The following is a 21,561-nucleotide window of genomic DNA, read 5'->3' on the forward strand; positions in this document are numbered from 1 at the left end:
ATAGTGCGCAGCCATTCGGCGTTCGAAAGCGATTCGTCAGTCACTCGACCGAGGAATCATCCATTTCCGGCAGCAAAGTGGTAAGTTAGCGCCAATGAGACAGACCCCTCACCCAACCGAACTTGCCGCACCTTCCTACATGCCCTCTCTCACAAGGGGAGAGGGCGCATTCACTTGCACTGCGCACGATCTTTCAACGTGCAAACACCGCGATGATAATTCCAATCGTTGATGCGGATCGTCATTGCACTTGGTGGAGGAAGTTACTTCGGGCGATGCGAAGCATCGCACGAAACACCGCGCCCAACATGTTAGGCGAGCCATGTGGCAACACCTCTCCGTACCTCAATGAAAATCCCGCGAGCGCGGCAGGATGCGGACGTTGCGGGGGTGGCTGACGCGCTGGGAGGGAGTGTCGGGGTGGTCGCGGCGGTCGTCGTTGAGCGGCTCGGCGGGCGTGGCGCCATGAGGGACGGCGCCGAGGCGGTCGTCTGACAGCAAGGTGAGATCGGCGCTGCGGTCGACCAGGCTGATGGCGACGAGATGAACGACTTTCTCGGGGCTGCTCTGGATGCGGCCTTCGACCAGCACGAGGCGCGCGCCCATCACCTCCTTGCGGAAGGTCTCCATCACCTTCGGCCACACCACGATGTTGGCGATGCCGGTCTCGTCCTCCAGGGTCATGAACACGACGCCCTTGGCGCTGCCCGGTCGCTGCCGCACCAGCACCACGCCGGCGCAACGAACTCTGCGACGGTCATTGGCATCGTTGATCTCGCGGCAGGCCAGCACGCCTTCGGCAGCAAAACGCTCACGCAGGAACTCCATCGGGTGGCCCTTCAGGGACAGGCGGATGGTCTGATAGTCCGCGACGACGTGCTCCGGCAGCGGCATCTCCGGCAGCGGCCTGGCGCCCTCGTCCGGCTGCTCGCGGGCGATGGCGGCCTCGAACAGCGGCAGCGGCACGTCGTCGGGCAGCCGGCGCACCGCCCAGAGCGCGGCGCGACGGTCGAGCCCGAGCGATCGGAACGCATCGGCATCGGCCAGCAGCAGCAGCGCACGCTTGGGCAGCGCGGTGTCGCGGGCGAAGTCCTCCAGCGAGGTGAAGGGACGGCGCTCGCGCGCCTTGATGATGCGGTCGGCCCAGTCGTCCTCGCGGTCGAAGATGTCGGCTTGTGTCTCGTTATCGTTGCGGGGCGATGCGTTTGCATGCTCTCCAAATGCACCAAGCGTTTGCGAGTTAGAAACAACTCCACCCACGCCGTCATTCCGGGGCGCCCGGAGGGCGAGCCCGGAATCCATAACCACGATCGGGAGTATGGATTCCGGGCTCGCGCTGCGCGCGCCCCGGAATGACGATGGGGAGAGAGCCTCCCCAGCACCTATTGAAGATGTTGGAGCAGGCTGCGCCTTCCTCCGCAGCGCCTCCGACAATTTCCTGATCCGCTCCTCGTCGCGGTCGATCCAGCGGAAGCCGTCGATCTGGCGGAAGCCAAGGCGGACGGCGCAATATTCGCCGTCCGTCTCCTCCAGCGTGTTGTCGGCAAAACTGTGGGACACGTCGATGTTGCGGATCTCGACGCCGTTCTTGTGGGCGTCGCCGACGATCTGCGCCGGGGCATAGAATCCCATCGGCTGCGAGTTCAGCAGCGCGCAGCAGAACGCGTCGGGATGGAAGCATTTCAGCCAGGACGAGACGTAGACGAGCTGGGCGAAACTCGCGGCGTGGCTTTCCGGGAAGCCATAGGAGCCAAAGCCCTTGATCTGGTCGAAGCAGCTCTTGGCGAAGGCCGGATCGTAGCCGCGCGCGATCATGCTCGTGACCATCTTCTCCTCATAGGAGCCGATGGTGCCGACGTTGCGGAACGTCGCCATCGCGCGGCGCAGGCCGTTCGCCTCCTCCGGCGAGAACTTTGCCGCCTCGATCGCGATCCGCATCGCCTGCTCCTGGAACAAGGGCACGCCGAGCGTCTTGTGCAGCACCTTGTAGAGTTCGTCCGCCGGGCCGTGATCGGGCGACGGCGACGGATAGGTCACCTTTTCCTGATTGTTCCGACGTCGCAGATACGGATGCACCATATCGCCCTGGATCGGCCCGGGCCGGACGATCGCAACCTCGATCACGAGGTCGTAGAAGGTGCGCGGCTTCAGCCGCGGCAGCATGTTCATCTGCGCCCGGCTCTCGACCTGGAACACGCCGAGCGACTCGCCCTTGCACAGCATGTCGTAGACTCTGGAATCCTCCCGCGGCACCGACGCCAGATCGTGATGAATATGCTTATGCTGCTCGATCAGCGCAAAGCTCTTGCGGATGCAGGTCAGCATGCCCAGCGCGAGCACGTCGACCTTCATCATGCTGAGCGCATCGACGTCGTCCTTGTCCCATTCGATGAAGGTGCGGTCGTCCATCGCGGCATTGCCGATCGGGACGTAGCTGTCGAGCCGATCCTGCGTCAGCACGTAGCCGCCGACATGCTGAGACAGATGGCGCGGAAAGGTGATCAGCTCCCCCGCCAGCTCCACCGCGCGACGGATCATCGGGTTGGCGGGATCGAGCCCGGCCTGGCGCACCTGCATGTCCGACAGGCCGTCGCCCCAACTGCCCCACACGGTGTCGGCGAGCACGGAGGTGACGTCTTCGGTCAGGCCGAGCGCCTTGCCGACGTCGCGGATGGCGCTGCGCGGGCGATAATGGATGACGGTGGCGATGATCGCGGCGCGGTGGCGGCCGTAGCGGCGATAGACATATTGCATCACCTCCTCGCGCCGCGAATGCTCGAAATCGACGTCGATATCCGGCGGCTCCAGCCGCTCCTTGGAGATGAAGCGCTCGAACAGCAGATCGATCTTGGTTGGATCGACCGAGGTGATGCCGAGCACGTAGCAGACAGCCGAATTCGCCGCCGAGCCGCGGCCCTGGCACAGGATGCCCTGGCTGCGGGCATAGCGGACGATGTCGTGGACGGTGAGGAAGTAATGCGCGTAGTTGAGCTCGGCGATCAGCGCCAGCTCCTTGTCGAGAACAGCGCGCAGCTTGTCATCGAGATGGTCGCCGAAACAGGTCTTGGCACCGGCCCAGGTCAGGTCCTGCAGATGCCCCTGCGCGGTCTTGCCGGGCGGCACCGGCTCGTCCGGATATTGGTATTTGAGCTGGTCGAGCGAGAAGACGATGCGGTCGGTGAAGCGGATGGTCTCGGTCACTGCGTCGGGATGATCGCGAAACAGCCGCGTCATCTCGTGTCCCGGCTTGAGATGGCGCTCGGCATTGGCCTGGAGCCTTCGGCCGATGGTCTCGATCGAGGCTTTCTCGCGGATGCAGGTGAGCACGTCCTGCAGCATGCGCTGCTGCGGATGATGATAGAGGACGTCGTTGGTGGCGATCAGCGGCACTTTGCTGGAAGCCGCAAGGCGCGCGAGCCGCGCCAGCCGGCGGCGGTCGTCGCCACGATACAGCAGGCTGCCGGCCAGCCACACGCCTTCGGCGGGGCTGTCCTTGAGACGGGCCAGGATTTTGCCGAGGGCGTCCTCCTCGAAGCGATGCGGCGGCATCAGCACCACGAGCTGGCCTTCGATGAACTCGAACAGATCCTCGAAACTCAGGCGGCAGTCGCCCTTGGCGACCTTGTCGAGATCGCTGCCGCGCTTGCCGCGGGTGAGCAGCTGGCACAGCCGGCCGTAGGCGGCGCGGTCGCGCGGATAGACCAGGATGTCCGGCGTGCCGCAGGTGAACACCAGCCGTGCGCCGTAGAGCAGCTTCGGCTTGCAGCTCAGCCGGTCACTACTCAGCTCGCTGTAGGCGCGGACGATGCCGGCGAGCGTGTTGTGGTCGGCGATGCCGATGGCGGTGAGGCGATACTCGGCGGCCTGATGCACATAGTCCTGCGGATGCGAGCCGCCGTGCAGGAAGGAAAAATTGGTGGTGATGCCGATCTCGGCATAGGGGTTAGGGGTCATGGGGTGATCGCCGAGGCTGGGCGGCGGCACGATGCCTGACCCTTAAAGGGATGATGTAAGCGCGCATCTTGCGGCTTGCTCGGCCCTCACCTCGCCCCGCTTGCGGGGGCGCGACGAGCTGCGCTCGCGCTGAGAGGTCGGATTGCATCGTCAGATGCAATCCGGGTGAGGGGGTACAGGTCTCACCACGAACACTTCCCGTGCGGCTGCCCCTCACCCCACCCCTCTCCCCGTGAAGAACGGGGAGAGGGAGCGCACCGTCCGCGCTGCAAGTGCTCGGATCCAATTTCCAGACAAGTGCGTTAACTTGCTCTCCAAAGGGGAAGTAGCGAGCTTGCCGCGAGATGTGTGTGATCGCTCCCGCCCTCATGCGAACAGCCCGTGCATGTACCAGGCGGGCTGCATCGGCAAACCGTTCTCCGGCTGCTCGAGCTCGCGGTCATACAGACCGTCGCGGTAGAGCCAGAAGCGCAGGCCGTGCTCGTCCTCGACGCGGAAATAGTCACGCGTGAGGCCCTGCCCGTCCGGCCGCCACCATTCCATCGCGATGCGCTCCGGGCCTTCGGCGCGCACCACCGCATGCGCGGCACGACGCCAGACGAAGCGCGCGGGCGGGCCATCGGGGACACCGGCGATCACCTGAATGGCCTCGGGGCGCGCGAACAGCCGCAGAGGCCGCAACGGCGGCTCGCCTTCGGTACGGTCAGGCCAGTCGGCCGCACTCGAAGCTGGGAGATTTTGCTGCGCCGGCAACGGCAGCGCCGCGCGTTCCGGAATATGCGTATCCACCGGCAGATGCACGACCACACGCTTGCCGCCGATGCGCGCGGCGATGCGGTCGATCAGGGCCGAGAGCTCATCATTGTCATGAACATGCGCGTCGAGATCGCGCTGCTGCTGCACCACGATCTCGCTGCGGCTGGCCGACAGCCGCATCATGTCGAAGCCGAAGCCGGGATCGAGCGGATCATTCAGCGCCTCGAGCCGTTCGCGAAACAGCCGGTCGATGACGGCGGCCTCGGTGACCGGCTGGCCGGTGTCGACCGCGATGACGCGCACCAGCCCATCGGTGCGGAAGAAGCAGGCCTCCAGCCGCCGCGCGCCCTTGCCCTGCTGCGCCATCGCCGCCACCAGCATCGCGGCCAGACTGGAGAGGCTCGCCGCGATCACGGTGTCGGTCGCGACCGGCTCGGCGAAGCGCTTGTCGACGATGTAGTCCGGCGGGACCTTTCGCGGGCTGATCGGCGCATCGGCCTCGCCCAGCGCCTGCGCCAGCACACGGGTGAAAGCGGCGCCGAACCGCGCGGTGATCTCGTTGCGGCCGCGCGACGCGACGTCGCCGATCGTCTTCAAGCCGGCGCGGCGCAGGCCGAGCGTGATCGCCTCGCTGCCGCCCAGCGCGGCCACCGGCAGCGGCGCCACCGCAGTCGCCTCCTCGCCATCAGGCACGATGCGGCCGTGCACCTGCCGGTTCAGCGTCCGCGCGCAGACGGCGTTGGAGGCGATCGCCGCCGACACAATGAGGCCGTGCGCGGTCAGCGCGTCGCAGACCGACCGCATCAGTCTGGCTTCGCCGCCGAACAGATGCACGCAGCCGGTGATGTCGAGCAAAAGCCCATGCGGGGGATCGAGCGCCACCAGCGGCGTGAAGCGGTCGCACCAGTCGGCGATGCCCTCCAGCATCTTTGCATCAGCCGCCAAATCCGCCTCGTGCACGACGAGATCGGGACAGACCGCGCGGGCATTGGCCAAGGGCTGGCCGAGGCTGACGCCGTGACGCGCCGCCGCCTCGTCCAACGAATGGATCAGCAGCACATTGGCATCCTTGAGGACGACGGCCTGCGGAAGGCCATCATGCGGATCGGCGGCGCGGCTGCGCTTGATGCGATCGATGGGCAGGCGCGGCAGCCACAAGCTGAGGATCCGCCGCCGGTTCATTGAAACGGCATGCATCGGGGGTCCACTCCATGATCCATCGTCCGGTCTGGCCGTGACGGTTGCGAATGAGCTCGGCATCGAGGCGCGGCGCGCCCCACGCCATCCAGGGCGCCGAGGGCAGCGACGGCGCGGTGCGGACGATCCAGCGCGTCTCGGCGGTCGAGGGCTCGGGCGTGGCCGCGATGCGCAGCATGAGCGCCGTCACCCCGGACTCCTGCGCCGCCAGGGTCAGCTTGCGGCTGGCGACGAGATCGAGCTTTTGCGTCTCGCCCCACACCTCCAGCATCACACCGCTCAGCGCATCGCAGGCGAGCGCATCGGCGGCGGTGCGCAGGGCGTGATCGAGATCGGGCGCGCGCACGATCACGATCCGACGCGGATCGAGGCCGAGCTCGGCGAGCCCGCTCATCGACAGCGCGCCCATCTCGCGCTCGGCGAAATCCTGCCGGATCCAGATCAGCGGCCGGCGCGCGGCGACACGCGCGGCAAGCCCGCACAGAAAACCGGTCGCGGCCGCCGCCTGGCGGCCGGTCTCGGCGAACACCTCATGCAGCGCGCCGGTGGCGAGCCCACCCTGCAGCACCGCATCGGCCGCGTCATGGCCGAGCGCGACCCGGCGCAAATCATGTGCGCCATCTCCCGCCTCGAGACGGGCAATGCGGCCGCGCAGACGCGCGAGCGTATCCATGCGTGCGCCGGTCATCCGTCGCCGCTCCTCTTCAATCCATCGTGCGGGCGCTGCCGTTCTCAAGTGAAGCAGGCAGTTGAACCCGCGACGACCCTCTTTGTTCATGATACGTTCTAATATAAAGCTAACGCCTTCGAGAGAGTCAATCGGGATTGCCCCGGATACGATTCAACGAATGGAATCAAAGGGATTCAAAGGTATGGAGCTGCTCCGCAAGCTGGAGATCCTGGCCGATGCCGCCAAGTACGACGCGTCCTGCGCCTCCAGCGGTACTGAGATGCGGGATTCCCGCGACGGCAAGGGTCTCGGCTCGACCGCGCCCGGCATGGGCATCTGCCATTCCTATGCGCCGGACGGACGCTGCATCTCGCTGCTCAAGGTTCTGCTGACCAATGCCTGCAACTACGACTGCCTGTATTGCGTCAACCGCGCCTCCTCCAACGTGCCGCGCGCCCGCTTCACGGTCGACGAGGTGGTGAAGCTCACCATCGACTTCTATCGCCGCAACTACATCGAGGGGCTATTCCTGTCGTCGGGCATCATCCGCAGCCCGGACTACACGATGGAGCAGGTCGTGAGCGTCGCGCGCAAGCTGCGCGAGGAGCATCGCTTCCGCGGATACATCCATCTGAAGACGATTCCCGAAGCCGACGAGGCGCTGATCGCGGAAGCCGGCCGCTACGCCGACCGGCTCAGCATCAACATCGAGACGCCGCTGGAAGAGAGCCTGACGCAGCTCGCGCCGGAGAAGGACCAGCGCGCGATCCGCCGCACCATGGGCCGTCTCAGGCTGAAGCTCGACGAGACGGCGGAAGCCAAGAAGACGGTGCGCCGGGCGAAGCCGCCGCGCTTTGCGCCGGCCGGCCAGAGCACGCAGATGATCGTCGGCGCCGACGCGGCCAACGACCGCGTCATCCTGTCGACCTCGGCCAATCTCTACGGCGCCTACAAGCTCAAGCGCGTGTATTACTCCGCCTTCAGCCCGATCCCCGATGCCAGCCGCGCGCTGCCGCTGCAGGCCCCGCCTCTGGTGCGCGAGCACCGGCTGTACCAGGCCGACTGGCTGATGCGGTTCTACGGCTTCGACGCCGACGAGATCGTCGAGGAGAACGAGGGCATGCTGCCGCTCGACATCGACCCCAAGCTTGCCTGGGCGCTGCGCCACCGCGACCGCTTCCCGCTCGACATCAACACCGCAAGCCACGAGGAGCTGCTGCGCGTACCCGGCTTCGGCACCCGCACCGTGCAGCGCATCCTCGCGACCCGGCGCACCACCACGATCCGCCTTGCGGATCTCGCCCGGCTCAACGTCGTCCGGAACAAGGCGCTGCCGTTCATCGTTCTCTCCGACCACCGGCCGTCTCCGTCTTTGCTCGACGGTGCCAGCCTCAGAGCCCGGCTGCGGCCCAAGCCGCAGCAGCTGGGATTTGGATTCTAATTGAACCGGTCATGGCCGGGCTTGTCCCGGCCATCCACGTCTTTGTTTCAGGCACGACGTGGATGCCCGGCACGGGGGCCGGGCATGACGACGCGGAGAGTGTGTGCCAGATGCACGTCGTAACCCTCGACAGCGACACCGATTTCGACGGCTGGCGCCGGGCGGCGCGGGCGCTGGCGATGAACGACGTCAGGCCGGCAGATGTGAGCTGGCGGGTCAAGGGCGCGGCGCCCGACCTGTTTGACGACGAGGCCGAGACGGAGTTGCCAGAGGTGCCCAAGGGGGCATTCTCGGTGCCGGCGAGCTTCATGGAGCTGGCTGAAAGTGCGATCCTGCATCGCGACCCCAGCCGCTTCGCCCTGCTCTATCGGCTGCTGTGGCGGCTGCGGACCAACCACGATCTCATGGACATCGCCACCGATCCCGACGTCGCGCAGGCCAATGCGCTGGCGCGCGCGGTGCGCCGCGACGTCCACAAGATGCACGCCTTCGTCCGTTTCCGCGAGGTCGGCCGCGAGCGCGAGTCACGCTACGTCGCCTGGTTCGAGCCGGAGCATCACATCGTCGAGCGCGCCGCGCCGTTCTTCGCCCGGCGCTTCGCCGACATGCCCTGGTCGATCCTCACCCCGGAAATCTGCGCGCATTGGGACGGCAGCCACGTCTCGTTCACGCCGGGTGTGAGCAAGGCCGAAGCGCCGTCGGAAGACCGCCTCGAAGAGGTGTGGCTGCGCTATTATGCCAGCATTTTCAATCCGGCACGGCTCAAAGTGAAGGCAATGGAAAAGGAGATGCCGAAGAAATATTGGCAGAACCTGCCCGAGGCCAAGCTGATCCAGCCGCTGATCGCGGCTGCCGCCCGGCGCACCACCGAGATGATCGCCGAACCTGGCACCGAACCGCACAAGCCACAGAAGCGCGTCGAGGAGACCGCGATGACCCGCAAGCCGAAAGCCCACGCGCATGCTGCTGCTGAGACCTCACGTGATGTTGTCGCCGCCGACCTTGAGACCTTGCGTGAAGAAGCCGCGTCCTGCCGCGCCTGCCCGCTGTGGAAGGATGCGACCCAGACCGTGTTCGGGGAAGGTCCTGAGCATGCGCCGCTGATGCTGGTCGGCGAGCAGCCGGGCGACAAGGAGGATCTGGCCGGCCATCCGTTCGTCGGCCCGGCGGGACAGATGCTCGACCGTGCGCTCGCAGAGGCTGGCATCGACCGGTCCAAGGTCTACGTCACCAATGCGGTGAAGCATTTCAAGTTCGTGCCGCGCGGCAAGATCCGGCTGCACCAGAAGCCGGCCACGCCGGAGATCAAGGCCTGCCGGCAATGGTACGAGCGCGAGCTCGCCGCCGTCCGGCCCGCTCTGGTCGTGGCGCTGGGTGCCACCGCGGCGCAGTCGGTGTTCGGCAAGATCACCCAGGTCACCAAGAATCGCGGCCATGTGGTCGACCTGCCCGATGGTGTCAGGGCGATGATCACGGTGCACCCGTCCTATCTCTTGCGCCTGCCCGACGCCGACGCCAAGGCGCGTGAATACGAACTCTTCGTGCAAGACCTGAAGATCGCCGCCGCCGCGCTCAAGCGCGCCCACGCGGCATGACCGCCTCCCCGCCATCGGGCGTGAAGCACGACGCGGCAACCGTCGGTCAGGATTTACGCGAGGTGTAAACGTGCTCGCGCAGCAGGGCCTGGATCAGCGCGGCGCGATCCGGAAACCCGAGCGATCCCGCCAACTCCGCCTCGTCCTGGCCTCCGTCGTCGGACGCTGCCGGCAGATATCTCGCCATCAGCTCGTCCTCGCTGATCCCGAAATCGGCCGGACAGCCGCCGCCATCGATCTCCGTCTGCTTCAGCACCTCGCATTTGTCGCGGGCGCGCGCCAGCAGATCCTCGAAATGGCCGTCGATCCGGGCCCAGTCGGCCAGCGCATTCAGGGCCGAGCCGTTGAGCCCCTTCCTGAACGAGCGTATGCGCGCCTCGTCCAGCATCAGCTCCAGAAACTCCGAGCGGGTCAGGCCGTTGCGCGCGATCCACGCCTCGAGCTCGGCCGGGTCCATCAGATCCCTGCTCTGGCGAAACCGGATGATCTCCGCGCTCAGCGCCTGGGCGTCGACCCTGACGCCGCGGCGCTTGGCCTCCGATGCGGCGAGAAATCGCGCGATCGCCTTGTCGGACAGGTCGCCGCCGCGCGCCGCCAGCAGCCGCAGCTCGTCCATCAGTTGCGGCGTCCCGTCCGGGATGCCGGACTCGCGTTCTGCGGGCGCCGAGCGCTGCGCGTCCTGGATCAGCCCGTCCCACAACTGCGTGTGTTCGAAGGCGTACTCGACCGCCTTGGGCACCACGTCTCCGGCGAACCGGCGCCGCATCGTCCGCAGCATCTCCAGCGCGTCCTCGCGCTTCTGGTCGATGCGGTGATCCGGCAGCCAGGCCTCGAGCGCGGCGATCTCCTGCGACGTCAGGCGGCCATCGGACCGCGCGCCCTGCAGCAGCGCCGGGTAGCTGCGCTCGGGATAGAAGCTTGCCTTGCCGAGCGCCTCCAGGATCTGACGGGACGCCTCCGAGATCACCCCAGCGGCGACCGCCTTCTGCAGGGTGAAACGGATGTTGACCAGCGGCTCGGACAGCGCGGGAAAGCCGAGCTCCGCCGGCCCGTGAATCAGGGCGACCTCGTCGTCGGCCTCGAACACGCCGTCGCGATACGCCGCGAACACCTTGCCGACGCCCTCCATGCCGAACGCGTGCAGCTCGGCCGCGCGCAGCGCGCCCATGCTGGCGCTGCCGAACACATGGATGCCGTTGGCCATCGCCCACAGGATCTCCTTGTGCCACACCGACGGCACCTGCTCGAAATAGCCGTCGATGATCCCGATCGCCGCAGGCTTCGCCAGCGCAGCGCGATAGACGTCGCCCTGCTGCACCGGCGGGAGATACTCCGCCTCCAATTCGAGCGCGGCGTCGCGCGGATGCAGCGTCGGCCCGGTGAACACGATGCATGTCATAGCGGGTGCCCCGATGGCTGGCGCCGCGAGAGCTGATCATCGGCGAAGGCCCGCGCCCTCCGCCCCGGGCTGTAGTCCGGATTCTTGTCGAAGGTCTCTAGCCCTGGAATGACGACCCTCGCCACGGGGATCTCGAACCTGCTCTTGGTGAGATCGACCGCGATCACCTGTCGGACACCGGCGGATTGCAGCCGATCGAGAACCACGGCGAGATCGTCGTTGAACGTCTCCGAGACCAGCGACGGCGTTTCGCGCAGGCTTCGCGTCGGCGGGCTCGTTCGCAGCAACGCCCGCTGCTCGCCGAGAAACTGCGCGGCCAGCGCCGTCTCGTCATATTCCTCGCGAAACACGTCGTCGCGCGCCCCCGCGATCAGCGTCAGCCGGCTCTGCGCCGCTTCCGTCAGCGCGCGCAGGAAGGCGATCTCCGGCGACAGATGCGCGCCCATGCCCAACGCAGCATAGAGATCCCGCCCCAGCTCCTCGTCACGATCGAAGATCAGGCACTGGCAGGCGGCGAGCCCGACATCGGAGCTGATGTCCCACGCCACCACCTCGAGGCCCGCACGCTCGCACATCTCCAGCAGCCGCCTGTTGCCTTCGTCCTGAACCGTGTCGAGCGCGATGCGCCGGCCCTGCTGCTCGTCCGGACTGCGCAGGTGCCAGAGCGTGGTCGCATCGCGCTCCACGACCTCGCAGATGCCGTGCAGCAGCGCCTCGATCAGGTGGTTGCCGGAGGCCAAGCCGTTCGACGACGAGATGAAGCTGCCGGCCGGCATTTCGGGGCGCGATGTCGAGAGGTTCACCATCTCGAACGGCACCCAGACATCGGCATCCGCAATCAGATCGCGGCCTTCGATCCACAGCATCTGTAGATCCGGATGGAAGCGGCCGCCGGCGATCAGCGGCAGGTCGGCGACGTCGACCACGTCATGGTCGCGGATCAGCTCGGCATAGGTCGCAAGCTTCAGCGGCAGCGTGATCGTCTCGGCGTGAAACAGCTCGATCGATTCCATCAGGCCAGACGCCTTGGCGGCGTCCAGGGTCAGCCCCTTGCCCTGCGACACCGAAACCGAGCGCGAGTTCGGCCGGCAGACCATCGTGACGGGAATGCCGACGCGGTCGAGACCCGTAACGTCGGCCACCCGCGTGATCCCCATCTCGCCGAGGTAAGGACGCACTCGCTCCACCGTCTGCGACGGCGGCACCGACCGCTGCGTTCCCGATCGAAAGCTCTTCTGGACCGGACGCGCCAGACGATCCCGATGCAGTGCCGTTCCACTCCCCATCCGCAGCCTCCGCACTCAAACCGCCACCAACGTCGTCGTCGCATCAGCCCGCGTGGCGAACATCGGCGAAGGCGCCGACGACGACGTTCTGCATCTCCTCGATGGTCTTCTGCACATCGGCATCGACCACCGACGAAAACCCCGCGATGCTGTCGAGCAGCGGCTGCTTGCAGAAGCCGCGCAGGCAGAGCTGGATGCGCTTGATCGCGACGCCCTGCTCGAACGCGCCGGACTGCATCGCCCGGCTCCAGAAATGCAGCAGGCCGTACCAGACGAAACAGGCCTGCAGGAACGACGGAAACGGCAGGCGGCTACCGCTCCAGGGCGAGGTGATGCGCGGCAGCGATCCCTTCGCCGTCGAATCGAGAAACCAGGGCTGTTCCTGCTCCTGCATGTAGAGCAGCGCGTGGATGCCCTCATGGACCAGCGCATCGGCGACGTGGGATTCGTCGATCTCGGGAAGGTGCGGATTGGCGAGGAAGGTTCGGCCGATGTAATAGCCGTTCGATCCCGACGAGAAGCTGGCCGGGCTCTCCGGATCCTTCTGCAGGATGAGGGCGATGTTGAAGCGGGCGACGAAGCGGGGAAGCCCCGCCTCGGTCCGTTCGAGCGCCGCCCGCGACCGGCGCAGCAGATCGTGCAGCCGGTCGATTTCGCTGTCCGAGAACGGCGGGCGCGGCGGCGGGACCGGCCGGTCCTGGCCGGACAGGTCCACCCTGAGCGCATGCGGGCTGCCGTAATCGGTCACCGGCATGCCCTCGACCTGGGGCCAGATGCAGGCGCCGTCACGCAGATAGCCGCGGTCGCCGAGCGCGGTCCACACGTCCCGGTCGGCGGCGACGTCGAGCTCCTGGCGCAACGCCTCGGCCACGAACGCATCGCGCAGAAATCGTCCCTTGTCCTCGGCGTGCCGGCCCGGCGCCGACAACAGACGGAACGAGGTCTCGGGAGCATCGAGAACCCGCATGAAGCCATCGTCCGCGACGCGATCCATCATGCTGCGCAGCTCGTCCCCGCCCGCGGGATCGTCGCGGCAGATCTCGCCCACGGCCTCGCCCAGCTTCTGCGCGAGCCGATCGCCATAGCTGGCAAGCACGCCGTCGCACACCGCGTCGTAATCGTCCCAGCGCAGAATATCGGGCATCCGGGTGATCGTCATCGTGCGCACTCCTTCCGCTTCCGCATTCCACTCTCCACCGTGCCGCCCGACCGCAGGCCCCGGCGCGATCGCTCATGAGACGGCGATCGAGGTCCCGCCTCAGCCGATGGCCGGCAACTCCTGCTGCAGCCCCACCGCCCGCTGCAGCGCCATGTCGATGAAATGGGCCCGGCGGAGCTTCGTTTCTTCCACCGACGTCCCCAGCCGTTCACGGACATGATCGAACAGTTTCAGGAGATCGGCGCACCACACCGTCGGATTGTTGAAGCCGGTCTGCGACGCATAGCGATGCGGAAGATAGCCGCCGGCACAGGTGTCGCGCTCGCGGCAGGCGCGGCAGCCGTCGGGCAGCGGCAGGCCCTCGAACACCGCCGCGCGGTGAAACGCGCCAGCGTGCTGGACGTCCATGAAGTCGGAGGTCCGCACATTCAGGCCGGTGCGCGCGGCACCGTCGTAGCAGACCCGCAGCACATCCAGCCCTTCGATCTCGCCATCGGTGTTGACGAACAGGAAGGTCAGCGGCTGGTTGCCGAGCATGTCGATGCGGCTCTCCCCGCCCTGAACCAGCCAGGCGATATTCCAGAAAATCTTGATCCGGAGATCCAGCGTGCCGTCCCGCCACCAATCCTCGAAGATCGGGATCAGGAAATCGGCACAGGGCGTCGGCCCATAGCGGTCGCGAACCGCCGCGATGGTGTCATGGGTGAAATCCGGCAGCAGATAGTCGATGGAGGCCGGGCCCAGGCTCGTCAGATGGCGATGCACCGCGGCGCCGCTGGCCCCGAGCTGGATCACCGACAGGAAGCGCAGCGGAATCCCGGCGCGGCGCAGCACCGAAAGGCCCTGTTCGACGTCGTGATAGGAGCCCCGCCCGGCATGATCGACGCGCAGGGAATCATGCACGTCCGGCGTTCCGTCGATGCTGATCCCGAGATCGATGTCGAACCTCTTGATGATCTCGGCCCAGCCATCGTCGAGCAGCGTGCCGTTGGTCTGCATGCAGAGCTGCACCCGCGCGACGCCCGCCAGCCCGTCCTTGATCTTCTGGCACCAGGAGCTGAACCGCTCATGCTTAACCAGGCACGGCTCGCCGCCATGAAAGGTGATCGTCAAATAGGTCTGGCCTGTTGCCAGGCAATGGCGGCGGATGCGGTCGATCGCGATCTCGACGACCTCATCGTCCATGATCGCGGGGCGCTCTTTCCAGGTGCTGTCGCCCTTGTTGTAGACGTAGCAATAGGAGCAGTTCAGATTGCAACGCGACGCGACCTTGAACACGAAGTGAAGATGCGGACCGTCCTTCATTGGTAGGCTATCTCGGCGGTGCGATCGACGAAGATGCGGCCATCCTCGGTCAGGAACTGTCGGGCATCACCCAATACGACCTGCGCCTCCTTGAGCTTGGTCAGCATGTTGGCAAGCTCGGCATCATACTCGGCCGATCCGCCAAACCCCTGCTTCTCGGCCTCGCGATAGAAGGCACAGATGTAGGCGATGGCGTGAAACGCCAGCAGGATCCCGCGCAGGGGCCGCGGCTCCGGTCGCAGCGGCGATGCGTAGCGGCCCTGGTGCTGCGGATCCACCAGGGGTCCAGAGGCCTCCGCCATGAACAGATGCAGATGCGCGGATTCGTGGACGATGGCCTCCATCACCTGCATCAGGCCGCCGAACAGGTCGGCATAGACCATGCCGGGCACGTCGGCCTGCGATCCGCTGCGGAAATAGGATCGCTCGCTGCTGCGCAAGGGGATCAGGACCCGCGTCACGTCGGACACCCAATTCACGCATTCGGGAAACTTCTTCGCGGCGGTCACGAGGATCTCGAGAGAGTTCGTCACCTCGCGCGTCATCTGGGCCTGCTCGTCGGCCGAGAGATCGGTGTGCTCAGCCCAGGTATCGGGGATCGGAAATCCCAGCGAGTGGCACCCCACATCGACGGATATGTCGTAGGGCCACTCCTTCATCGGAAGCAGTCCGGCCAGCTCGTTCAGGTCATACGTGCCGGCCTCGATCCGATAGCCTCCGACCGGCGACCATAAGGTCAGCGGCTCCGGCGCCGTCAGCGACGTGGAGGCAGTCGGCGCATTGGCAGCCGTCCAGATCGCGACCTGCAGATCGCGCTGCGGGCTTTTGTCGTGTCCCTCATAGGTGATGGAGTTCATGCAGGGATGGCGAAGCCAATCCGCTTCATGCGCATTGGCTTCGATGAGCGATGCCTTGAGCGGCTCGCCATCCAGGCCGAGGCGCTCCTCGGGCTGCCATCTCAGGATCTTGTCGTTGAATTTCTCATGCCAGGCAGATTTCGACGGTCGCCAGGTCCACGCGTCAGTCATGATCGAGCATGCCTCCGGAAATACGCCAACGAAGCCAGCCGCGAGCTTTCCCGCCGTGAGGCAGGACCGCAACCGATTCCGGTATCAAGAGCAGCTATCAGGAAAGCTCATGCGCACGACGGCGACCGAGTCCCGTCATACGCAATGGCGAGGTGGCGGGCGGGCCAAGACCGGTCACATCGGCAAGATCCGACACGGCAGGCCCGCTTCGCTTGGGTCTAAGCCGAACAATCGATCCGATCACCTGGTCGATTTCGTCGACGCGGCCGGCGCCTGGGACACGTTGAACTGCCCCTTGAGGTCCTTCACAGCCCGCACCTGCGTGAGGCGCTCAGCAAGAGCCCCCAGGACCGCAGGATCGTTGGCGATTTCGCGTTCCATCTCGTCCGGACGCTCCATCGCCGCGAGGCGGCTGAAGACGATGCCGCGCGAAAACGGGTTGGTCTTGCTGAAGATCGCTCCGCGCGAGAATGGAACGCCTTCCGCCATGATGTCGATCTTCAGAGAGGCACGTGCAATCTCTGAATCTACTACGGATTTCAACGCAAGATCGACCTTCTTGCGCATTTCCGCCGGATCGCGATCAGCCATTCCTAAAACTCCCAGTCGGTTGAGAACCGCCATTCATTCAGAAAGGAAATAGCAACGTCCCGGTACAAGTCCTGTGACCTCGCGCCCTGAACTCACAGATCCTGGAACATTCGTCTTGGAACACAGACAGATCTTGCAACGATGTAGCTGTGCTAACCACTTCGCTCAGGCCGTCCACACTCGGCCAGTCGCCGAAGTCGGAAAAAACTAACATGAAGCTATTTGAGGCACAATAGAGTAGTCGGGTCGATACACCTGCTGATTGCTTACATGGAGGACATGCTGCGATCGCCTCATATGCCTGCAACGGCTGCGCATGACGCGTGCCTTGCGCCTGCAAACATTATCGCAAGGCATATCGTCGCACCTCGCTCCACCGCAGCGCACGCGCAGCCATCTCGCGAAGGTCATGAACCCCAACGTGCATAGGGCAAGCAAAAGGCCCGCGCTCACCGCGCGGGCCCGTCACATTCCCATGCGCGATGACGAGCCTCACGCCGCCAGCGTGTTCTCCACCACCTTGATGAAGAACGACGTTCCGTAGACGATCGCCTCGTCGTTGAAATTGTAGGCGGGGTGATGCAGGCCGGCGCTGTCGCCATTGCCGACGAAGATGAAGGCGCCGGGACGGGCCTCGAGCATGTAGGCGAAATCCTCGCCGCCCATCATCGGCGGCATCTCGTGGACGTTGGCGTCGCCGGCGACCTCCTTGGCAGCGCGGATCGCGATCTCGGTCTGCTCGGCGTGATTGATCACCACGGGATAGCCGCGCGCATAGTTCAGGTCGATCCTGGCGCCGGTCATCTGGGCGACGCCGGTCACGACTTCGCGCACCCGCTTCTCCATCAGCTCACGCACCTTCGGCGTCAGCGTCCGCACGGTGCCGCGCAGCACCGCGCTCTGCGGAATCACGTTGCGGGCATTGCCGGCGTGGAACTCGCAGATCGACAGCACCGCGGCCTCCAGCGGATCGACGCTGCGCGACACGATCTGCTGCAGCGCGGTGACGAGCTGGGCGCCGACCAGGAGCGAGTCGATGCAATTGTGCGGCTTGGCGGCATGACCGCCATGACCCTCGATGGTGATGTCGATCGCGTCGGTCGACGCCATCAGCGCCCCCTGGCGGATGGCGAAGGCGCCGACCGGCAGGCCGGGCCCGTTGTGCATGCCGTAGACTTGGTCGATCTTGAAACGGTCGATCAGGCCGTCCTTGATCATCGCGTCCGCACCACCGCCGCCCTCCTCGGCCGGCTGGAAGATCACCGCCACCTCGCCGGCGAAGTTGCGGGTCTCCGCCAGATAGCGCGCGGCGCCGAGCAGCATCGCCGTATGGCCGTCATGGCCGCAGGCATGCATCATGCCCGGGGTCTTCGAGGCATAGGGCAGTCCGGTCGCCTCCACGATCGGCAGCGCGTCCATGTCGGCGCGCAGTCCGAGCACCTTCACCTCGCCATGGCCGGGCTTGCGGCCCTTGATGACCCCGACCACGCCGGTTTGGCCGAGGCCGGTCACGACCTCGTCACAGCCGAACTCGCGCAGCCGATCCGCGACGAAGGCCGCCGTCCGATGCACGTCGTAGAGCAGCTCCGGATGCGAATGGATATCCCGCCTCCAGGCCTGGATATCGGGCTGCAGATCGGCGACGCGGTTGACGATGGGCATGGGGAATCTCGTAACTCCGGTGGGACTTTGCGCCTGTTTAGCATGCAAAAGTCGCACCGCCCAAGATAAGGGCTGCGCCCGTCTCATGGCTCGGTCAACCAGCCATGAACGTGGCGCTTGTCCGGGCTGGTCCGGGCTGACTAAAAGCTCGCAACGATGGGAAGGGAATGCCGATGCCGAGACAGCTCGAGGGGGATTACGACTATATCGTGGTGGGCGCCGGCACCGCCGGCTGCATCCTCGCCAACCGGCTGTCGGCCGATCCCAAGGCCCGCGTCCTGATTCTCGAGGCAGGCGGCAACGACAACTGGATCTGGTTCCATATTCCGGTCGGCTACCTCTTCGCGATCGGCAATCCGCGCTCCGACTGGATGTTTCGCACCGAGGCCGAGCCGGGCCTCAATGGCCGCTCGCTGGCCTACCCCCGCGGCAAGGTGATCGGCGGCTGCTCGGCGATCAACGCCATGATCTCGATGCGCGGCCAGGCCGCCGACTACGACCATTGGCGCCAGCTCGGCCTCGCCGGCTGGAGCTATGCCGACGTGCTGCCGGTATTCAGGAGGCTGGAGGATCATTTTCTCGGCGAAAGCGAACACCATGGCGTCGGCGGCGGCTGGCGGATCGAGGCGCCCCGGCTGTCCTGGGCGGTGCTCGACGCGGTCGGCGACGCCGCCGAGCAGATGGGCCTGCGCCGCATCCCCGACTTCAACACCGGCGACAATGAGGGCATCAGCTATTTCCACGTCAACCAGAAGCGCGGCCGGCGCTGGTCCTCCGCGCGGGGCTTCCTCAAGCCGGCGCTGAGCCGGCCGAACCTGCGGCTGGAAACGCAGGTGATGGTGGATCGCCTGATCATCGAGAACGGCCGCGCCGCCGGCGTGCGCTTCCGGCAGAACGGCGAGACCATCGAGGCCCGCACCAGGGGCGAGGTCATCCTCAGCGCCGGCTCGATCGGCTCGGTGCAGGTGCTGCAGCGTTCGGGCATCGGCCCGGCCGAGTGGCTCGGCGCGCTCGGCATCGACCTCGTCCTCGACAGACCGGGCGTGGGACGCAACCTGCAGGACCATCTGCAGCAGCGCGCGATCTACAAGGTCACGGGCGTGAAGACGCTGAACGAGACCTACTACTCGCTGGTCCGCCGCGGCCTGATGGGTCTCGACTACGCGTTCCGGCGCCGCGGGCCGCTGACCATGGCGCCGTCGCAGCTCGGCATCTTCACGCGCTCGGATGCGACGCGCGACCGCGCCAACATCCAATTCCACGTGCAGCCGCTGTCGCTCGACAAGTTCGGCGATCCCCTGCATCGCTTTCCCGCGATCACGGTCAGCGCCTGCAATTTGCGTCCGACCTCGCGCGGCAGCGTCCGCATCCGCTCCGCAGCAATCGATGAAGCGCCATCGATCGCGCCGAACTATCTGGCGACCGAGGACGACCGCCAGGTCGCGGCCGACGCCATCCGCGTCACCCGCCGGCTGATGAAACAGAATGCGCTCGCCGCCTACAGGCCGGAAGAATATCTGCCCGGCCCATCGGTCGGCGATGACGACGCGGCGCTCGCCAAGGCCGCCGGCGACATCGGCACCACCATCTTCCACCCCGTAGGCACGGCGAAGATGGGCTCCCCCGATGATCCGATGGCCGTGGTCGACGAGCGGCTGCGCTTCCGCGGCATCGACCGCCTGCGCATCGCCGACGCCTCGATCATGCCGACCATCACGTCGGGCAACACCAACACGCCGACCGCGATGATCGCGGAGAAGGCGGCGATGATGATCCTGGAGGATGGGCGGTGAAGCGCGCGCATGCGATCCCGCTCGTTTTGCGCCGAACTCGCGCGCGCAATTCTCACCATCGGCATCGATGGCGTTGACACAGGGCGCTGTACGATACAGCGCCCTCTCCCCTTGTGAGAGAAGGCATCTTCGGCCTATCCACGCGCGCGGTTGGGTGAGGGTATATCTCGGCGAGCGACGCTCGTTGAGGCATACCCCTCACCCAACCGAGCTTGCTGCACTGTCCTACATGCCCTCTCCCACAAGGGGCCCACAAGAGGAGAGGGCGCATTCACCCGCACCGCGCCTCGTCTTATTGACGCCAAGTGTCACCGTAACGAGTTCGACGGCAGCCACCGCCGCGCGCAACGGATCAGACGATCCGCGCCACCAACGGGATTCGGCGCAACAGCACAGTCGCCAGCCAGCTCACCGACAGCGTGCCCGCCAGCACGATCGCGAACTTCACTCCCGCCGGCCACGCCGGGTCGTAGACCAGATATTGCAGCCACAGCAGCGGCAGGAAGTGCAGCAGATAGATGCCGTAGGCCGACGGCTGCAGGCGATCCATCAGCGCCAGCGGCGCCTTCGCCCAGCGCAGGAAGAAGGTCGGCACGCCGAACGCCATCGCAGCACAGAAGCTTGCCACGGCGCTGCCATAGGCCGCACGCCACCATAGCGGCGGCGAGTCGAAGTCGGCGATCCAGTTGTGATGGGCGTAGGCCAGCAACAGGATCGCGCCATAGCAGCCATAGGAAAGACCGAACCAGATCCACCAGCGCCGCACCAGCGCGCCGTCGGCCGCGAACGGGCCCGCTCGCAGCCCGGCGGCACCGATCGCGACGCCGCCGACGAAGAAGGCCGGATAGAGCAGCACCCGGCTCGCCTGCAGCGGCAGCGGAAAATGTCCGGGCATGAACCAGAAACCGTCACCGAAGCCGAGATGCGGCGGCAGATAGGCCAGGTTGGCGATCACGAGGAAGATCAGGAAGCCAGTGAGCGGATAGTGCAGCAACGCCCCGGCCCAGCGCCCGACTGCGCCGATCGCCTGCGGCGCCAGGACGCAGACGAGCGCAGCCAGTATATCAAACCCCAGCAGCACGCCGAGAAACCAGGCCGAGCCGGACGGCCACGGCCCTTCGCTGATCATGCGCCACCACACCGCGGCGAACTGATCCTCGGCCACGTAGTATCGGTAATAGGCGATCGGCATGATCACGAGGATCGACACGATGTAGGGCACGCCGAGCCGCAGCGCGCGGCGCCCGACATAGTCCGACGCGCCCCGGCCCGCCAGGCTTGCCGGCACGAACAGGCCGGAGATGAAGAACATGCACGACATGAAGTAGCTGTCGTTGAACAGCGCGACGAGGTCGAAGCCGAGCCAGTGCATGCGGTCGCCGCCCTGGCCGAAATGAGTGTAGTTGATGGCGGAGTGATAGAGCACGACCGAGAGCGTGATGAACGTCCTGGCGCGATCGAGCGGCACGATCCGATCGGCAGACAGCTCGGTTCGTTGCAGGTTGGGGATCACGCGCTCATGCATCGACGTCGCATCCAGTCCATCAGCCGCCCTTCGGCGGCGCACGCCGCTTGTATATTTCGCGCGGCCCTGCGCCGACATCCTGCGCGAGCAGGTGAGCCGCCGGCCATGGCCGGCATGATCACGAACACGTCATCGCGTTTCGATCGCGAGAAGCCGGGAATAAAACCGGGCCGCCATCGCTCTTCTCACCCGCAAGCCCG

Annotated in this window: 14 protein-coding genes; 3 read left to right on the forward strand and 11 right to left on the reverse strand. The window is 66.0% G+C overall.

The genetic code is table 11. From position 1 onward, the window contains the following. Positions 1-345 precede the first annotated feature (345 nt). The 3 genes from ACQR1X_RS29985 to ACQR1X_RS29995 all read right to left on the reverse strand — a co-directional run bounded on the left by ACQR1X_RS29985 (position 346) and on the right by ACQR1X_RS29995 (position 6,595). Positions 346-3,954 (reverse strand): error-prone DNA polymerase, encoded by a 3,609-nt coding sequence (locus tag ACQR1X_RS29985; RefSeq protein WP_434900176.1) that lies wholly within the window; start codon positions 3,952-3,954, stop codon positions 346-348. A 366-nt stretch (positions 3,955-4,320) separates the two neighbouring features. Further along, positions 4,321-5,907, reverse strand: coding sequence for a Y-family DNA polymerase (locus ACQR1X_RS29990; protein WP_434900177.1), 1,587 nt, complete (start codon positions 5,905-5,907; stop codon positions 4,321-4,323). Then, positions 5,807-6,595 carry an ImuA family protein gene (locus tag ACQR1X_RS29995; RefSeq protein ID WP_434840203.1) on the reverse strand — a complete coding sequence of 263 codons (789 nt, stop codon included), beginning with the start codon at positions 6,593-6,595 and terminating at the stop codon, positions 5,807-5,809. The genes ACQR1X_RS29990 and ACQR1X_RS29995 overlap by 101 nt, the downstream gene beginning before the upstream one ends. Positions 6,596-6,779: 184 nt before the next feature. On the opposite strand from ACQR1X_RS29995, the gene ACQR1X_RS30000 reads away from it, so the two are divergent. Further along, positions 6,780-8,018 (forward strand): putative DNA modification/repair radical SAM protein, encoded by a 1,239-nt coding sequence (locus ACQR1X_RS30000; protein WP_316218568.1) that lies wholly within the window; start codon positions 6,780-6,782, stop codon positions 8,016-8,018. Between the two features lie 110 nt (positions 8,019-8,128). Next, positions 8,129-9,613, forward strand: coding sequence for a UdgX family uracil-DNA binding protein (locus tag ACQR1X_RS30005; protein ID WP_434900178.1), 1,485 nt, complete (start codon positions 8,129-8,131; stop codon positions 9,611-9,613). A 46-nt stretch (positions 9,614-9,659) separates the two neighbouring features. Here ACQR1X_RS30005 and ACQR1X_RS30010 read toward each other — a convergent pair whose 3' ends face one another. The 7 genes from ACQR1X_RS30010 to ACQR1X_RS30040 all read right to left on the reverse strand — a co-directional run bounded on the left by ACQR1X_RS30010 (position 9,660) and on the right by ACQR1X_RS30040 (position 18,043). After that, a complete protein-coding gene (locus tag ACQR1X_RS30010; RefSeq protein ID WP_434900179.1) occupies positions 9,660-11,000 on the reverse strand; it encodes a TfuA-like protein in 1,341 nt (446 codons plus the stop codon). Positions 11,001-11,008: 8 nt separating this feature from the next. After that, on the reverse strand, positions 11,009-12,298 hold the full coding sequence (locus ACQR1X_RS30015) for a YcaO-like family protein (RefSeq protein WP_434900180.1): 1,290 nt from the start codon (positions 12,296-12,298) through the stop codon (positions 11,009-11,011). Between the two features lie 43 nt (positions 12,299-12,341). Next, the gene (locus tag ACQR1X_RS30020; RefSeq protein ID WP_434900181.1) at positions 12,342-13,457 is read right to left on the reverse strand and encodes an aKG-HExxH-type peptide beta-hydroxylase; all 1,116 of its coding nucleotides are present in this window, start codon (positions 13,455-13,457) and stop codon (positions 12,342-12,344) included. A gap of 99 nt (positions 13,458-13,556) precedes the next feature. After that, complete coding sequence (locus tag ACQR1X_RS30025; protein WP_316183635.1) at positions 13,557-14,762, reverse strand: radical SAM protein; 1,206 nt, start codon at positions 14,760-14,762, stop codon at positions 13,557-13,559. Next, positions 14,759-15,790, reverse strand: coding sequence for an aKG-HExxH-type peptide beta-hydroxylase (locus tag ACQR1X_RS30030; RefSeq protein ID WP_316183634.1), 1,032 nt, complete (start codon positions 15,788-15,790; stop codon positions 14,759-14,761). The genes ACQR1X_RS30025 and ACQR1X_RS30030 overlap by 4 nt, the downstream gene beginning before the upstream one ends. Before the next feature lie 240 nt (positions 15,791-16,030). Then, complete coding sequence (locus tag ACQR1X_RS30035; protein ID WP_316183632.1) at positions 16,031-16,381, reverse strand: hypothetical protein; 351 nt, start codon at positions 16,379-16,381, stop codon at positions 16,031-16,033. A gap of 492 nt (positions 16,382-16,873) precedes the next feature. Next, positions 16,874-18,043: a M20 aminoacylase family protein gene (locus ACQR1X_RS30040; protein WP_315801251.1), complete on the reverse strand. Its 1,170-nt coding sequence runs from the start codon at positions 18,041-18,043 to the stop codon at positions 16,874-16,876. Positions 18,044-18,216: 173 nt separating this feature from the next. On the opposite strand from ACQR1X_RS30040, the gene ACQR1X_RS30045 reads away from it, so the two are divergent. Then, entirely contained in the window at positions 18,217-19,836 is a 1,620-nt protein-coding gene (locus ACQR1X_RS30045; protein ID WP_434840197.1) for a GMC family oxidoreductase, read from the forward strand. A gap of 352 nt (positions 19,837-20,188) precedes the next feature. Here ACQR1X_RS30045 and ACQR1X_RS30050 read toward each other — a convergent pair whose 3' ends face one another. Further along, the gene (locus tag ACQR1X_RS30050; RefSeq protein ID WP_316183630.1) at positions 20,189-21,361 is read right to left on the reverse strand and encodes an acyltransferase; all 1,173 of its coding nucleotides are present in this window, start codon (positions 21,359-21,361) and stop codon (positions 20,189-20,191) included. Positions 21,362-21,561: the final 200 nt, after the last annotated feature.

Origin of the sequence: Bradyrhizobium sp. HKCCYLRH3073 (assembly GCF_051167995.1) — a bacterium.
In the GTDB taxonomy this organism is placed as follows: Bacteria; Pseudomonadota; Alphaproteobacteria; order Rhizobiales; family Xanthobacteraceae; genus Bradyrhizobium.

What these genes read in the sequence shown, in the direction of transcription:
- ACQR1X_RS30035 (WP_316183632.1), bottom strand. Translation starts at nt 16,381, where the DNA reads ATGGCTGATCGCGATCCGGCGGAAATGCGCAAGAAGGTCGATCTTGCG.
- ACQR1X_RS29990 (WP_434900177.1), bottom strand. Translation starts at nt 5,907, where the DNA reads ATGCATGCCGTTTCAATGAACCGGCGGCGGATCCTCAGCTTGTGGCTG.
- ACQR1X_RS30050 (WP_316183630.1), bottom strand. Translation starts at nt 21,361, where the DNA reads ATGCATGAGCGCGTGATCCCCAACCTGCAACGAACCGAGCTGTCTGCC.
- ACQR1X_RS29985 (WP_434900176.1), bottom strand. Translation starts at nt 3,954, where the DNA reads ATGACCCCTAACCCCTATGCCGAGATCGGCATCACCACCAATTTTTCC.
- ACQR1X_RS30040 (WP_315801251.1), bottom strand. Translation starts at nt 18,043, where the DNA reads ATGCCCATCGTCAACCGCGTCGCCGATCTGCAGCCCGATATCCAGGCC.
- ACQR1X_RS30020 (WP_434900181.1), bottom strand. Translation starts at nt 13,457, where the DNA reads ATGACGATCACCCGGATGCCCGATATTCTGCGCTGGGACGATTACGAC.
- ACQR1X_RS30030 (WP_316183634.1), bottom strand. Translation starts at nt 15,790, where the DNA reads ATGACTGACGCGTGGACCTGGCGACCGTCGAAATCTGCCTGGCATGAG.
- ACQR1X_RS30025 (WP_316183635.1), bottom strand. Translation starts at nt 14,762, where the DNA reads ATGAAGGACGGTCCGCATCTTCACTTCGTGTTCAAGGTCGCGTCGCGT.
- ACQR1X_RS30005 (WP_434900178.1), top strand. Translation starts at nt 8,129, where the DNA reads ATGCACGTCGTAACCCTCGACAGCGACACCGATTTCGACGGCTGGCGC.
- ACQR1X_RS30015 (WP_434900180.1), bottom strand. Translation starts at nt 12,298, where the DNA reads ATGGGGAGTGGAACGGCACTGCATCGGGATCGTCTGGCGCGTCCGGTC.
- ACQR1X_RS30000 (WP_316218568.1), top strand. Translation starts at nt 6,780, where the DNA reads ATGGAGCTGCTCCGCAAGCTGGAGATCCTGGCCGATGCCGCCAAGTAC.
- ACQR1X_RS29995 (WP_434840203.1), bottom strand. Translation starts at nt 6,595, where the DNA reads ATGACCGGCGCACGCATGGATACGCTCGCGCGTCTGCGCGGCCGCATT.
- ACQR1X_RS30045 (WP_434840197.1), top strand. Translation starts at nt 18,217, where the DNA reads ATGCCGAGACAGCTCGAGGGGGATTACGACTATATCGTGGTGGGCGCC.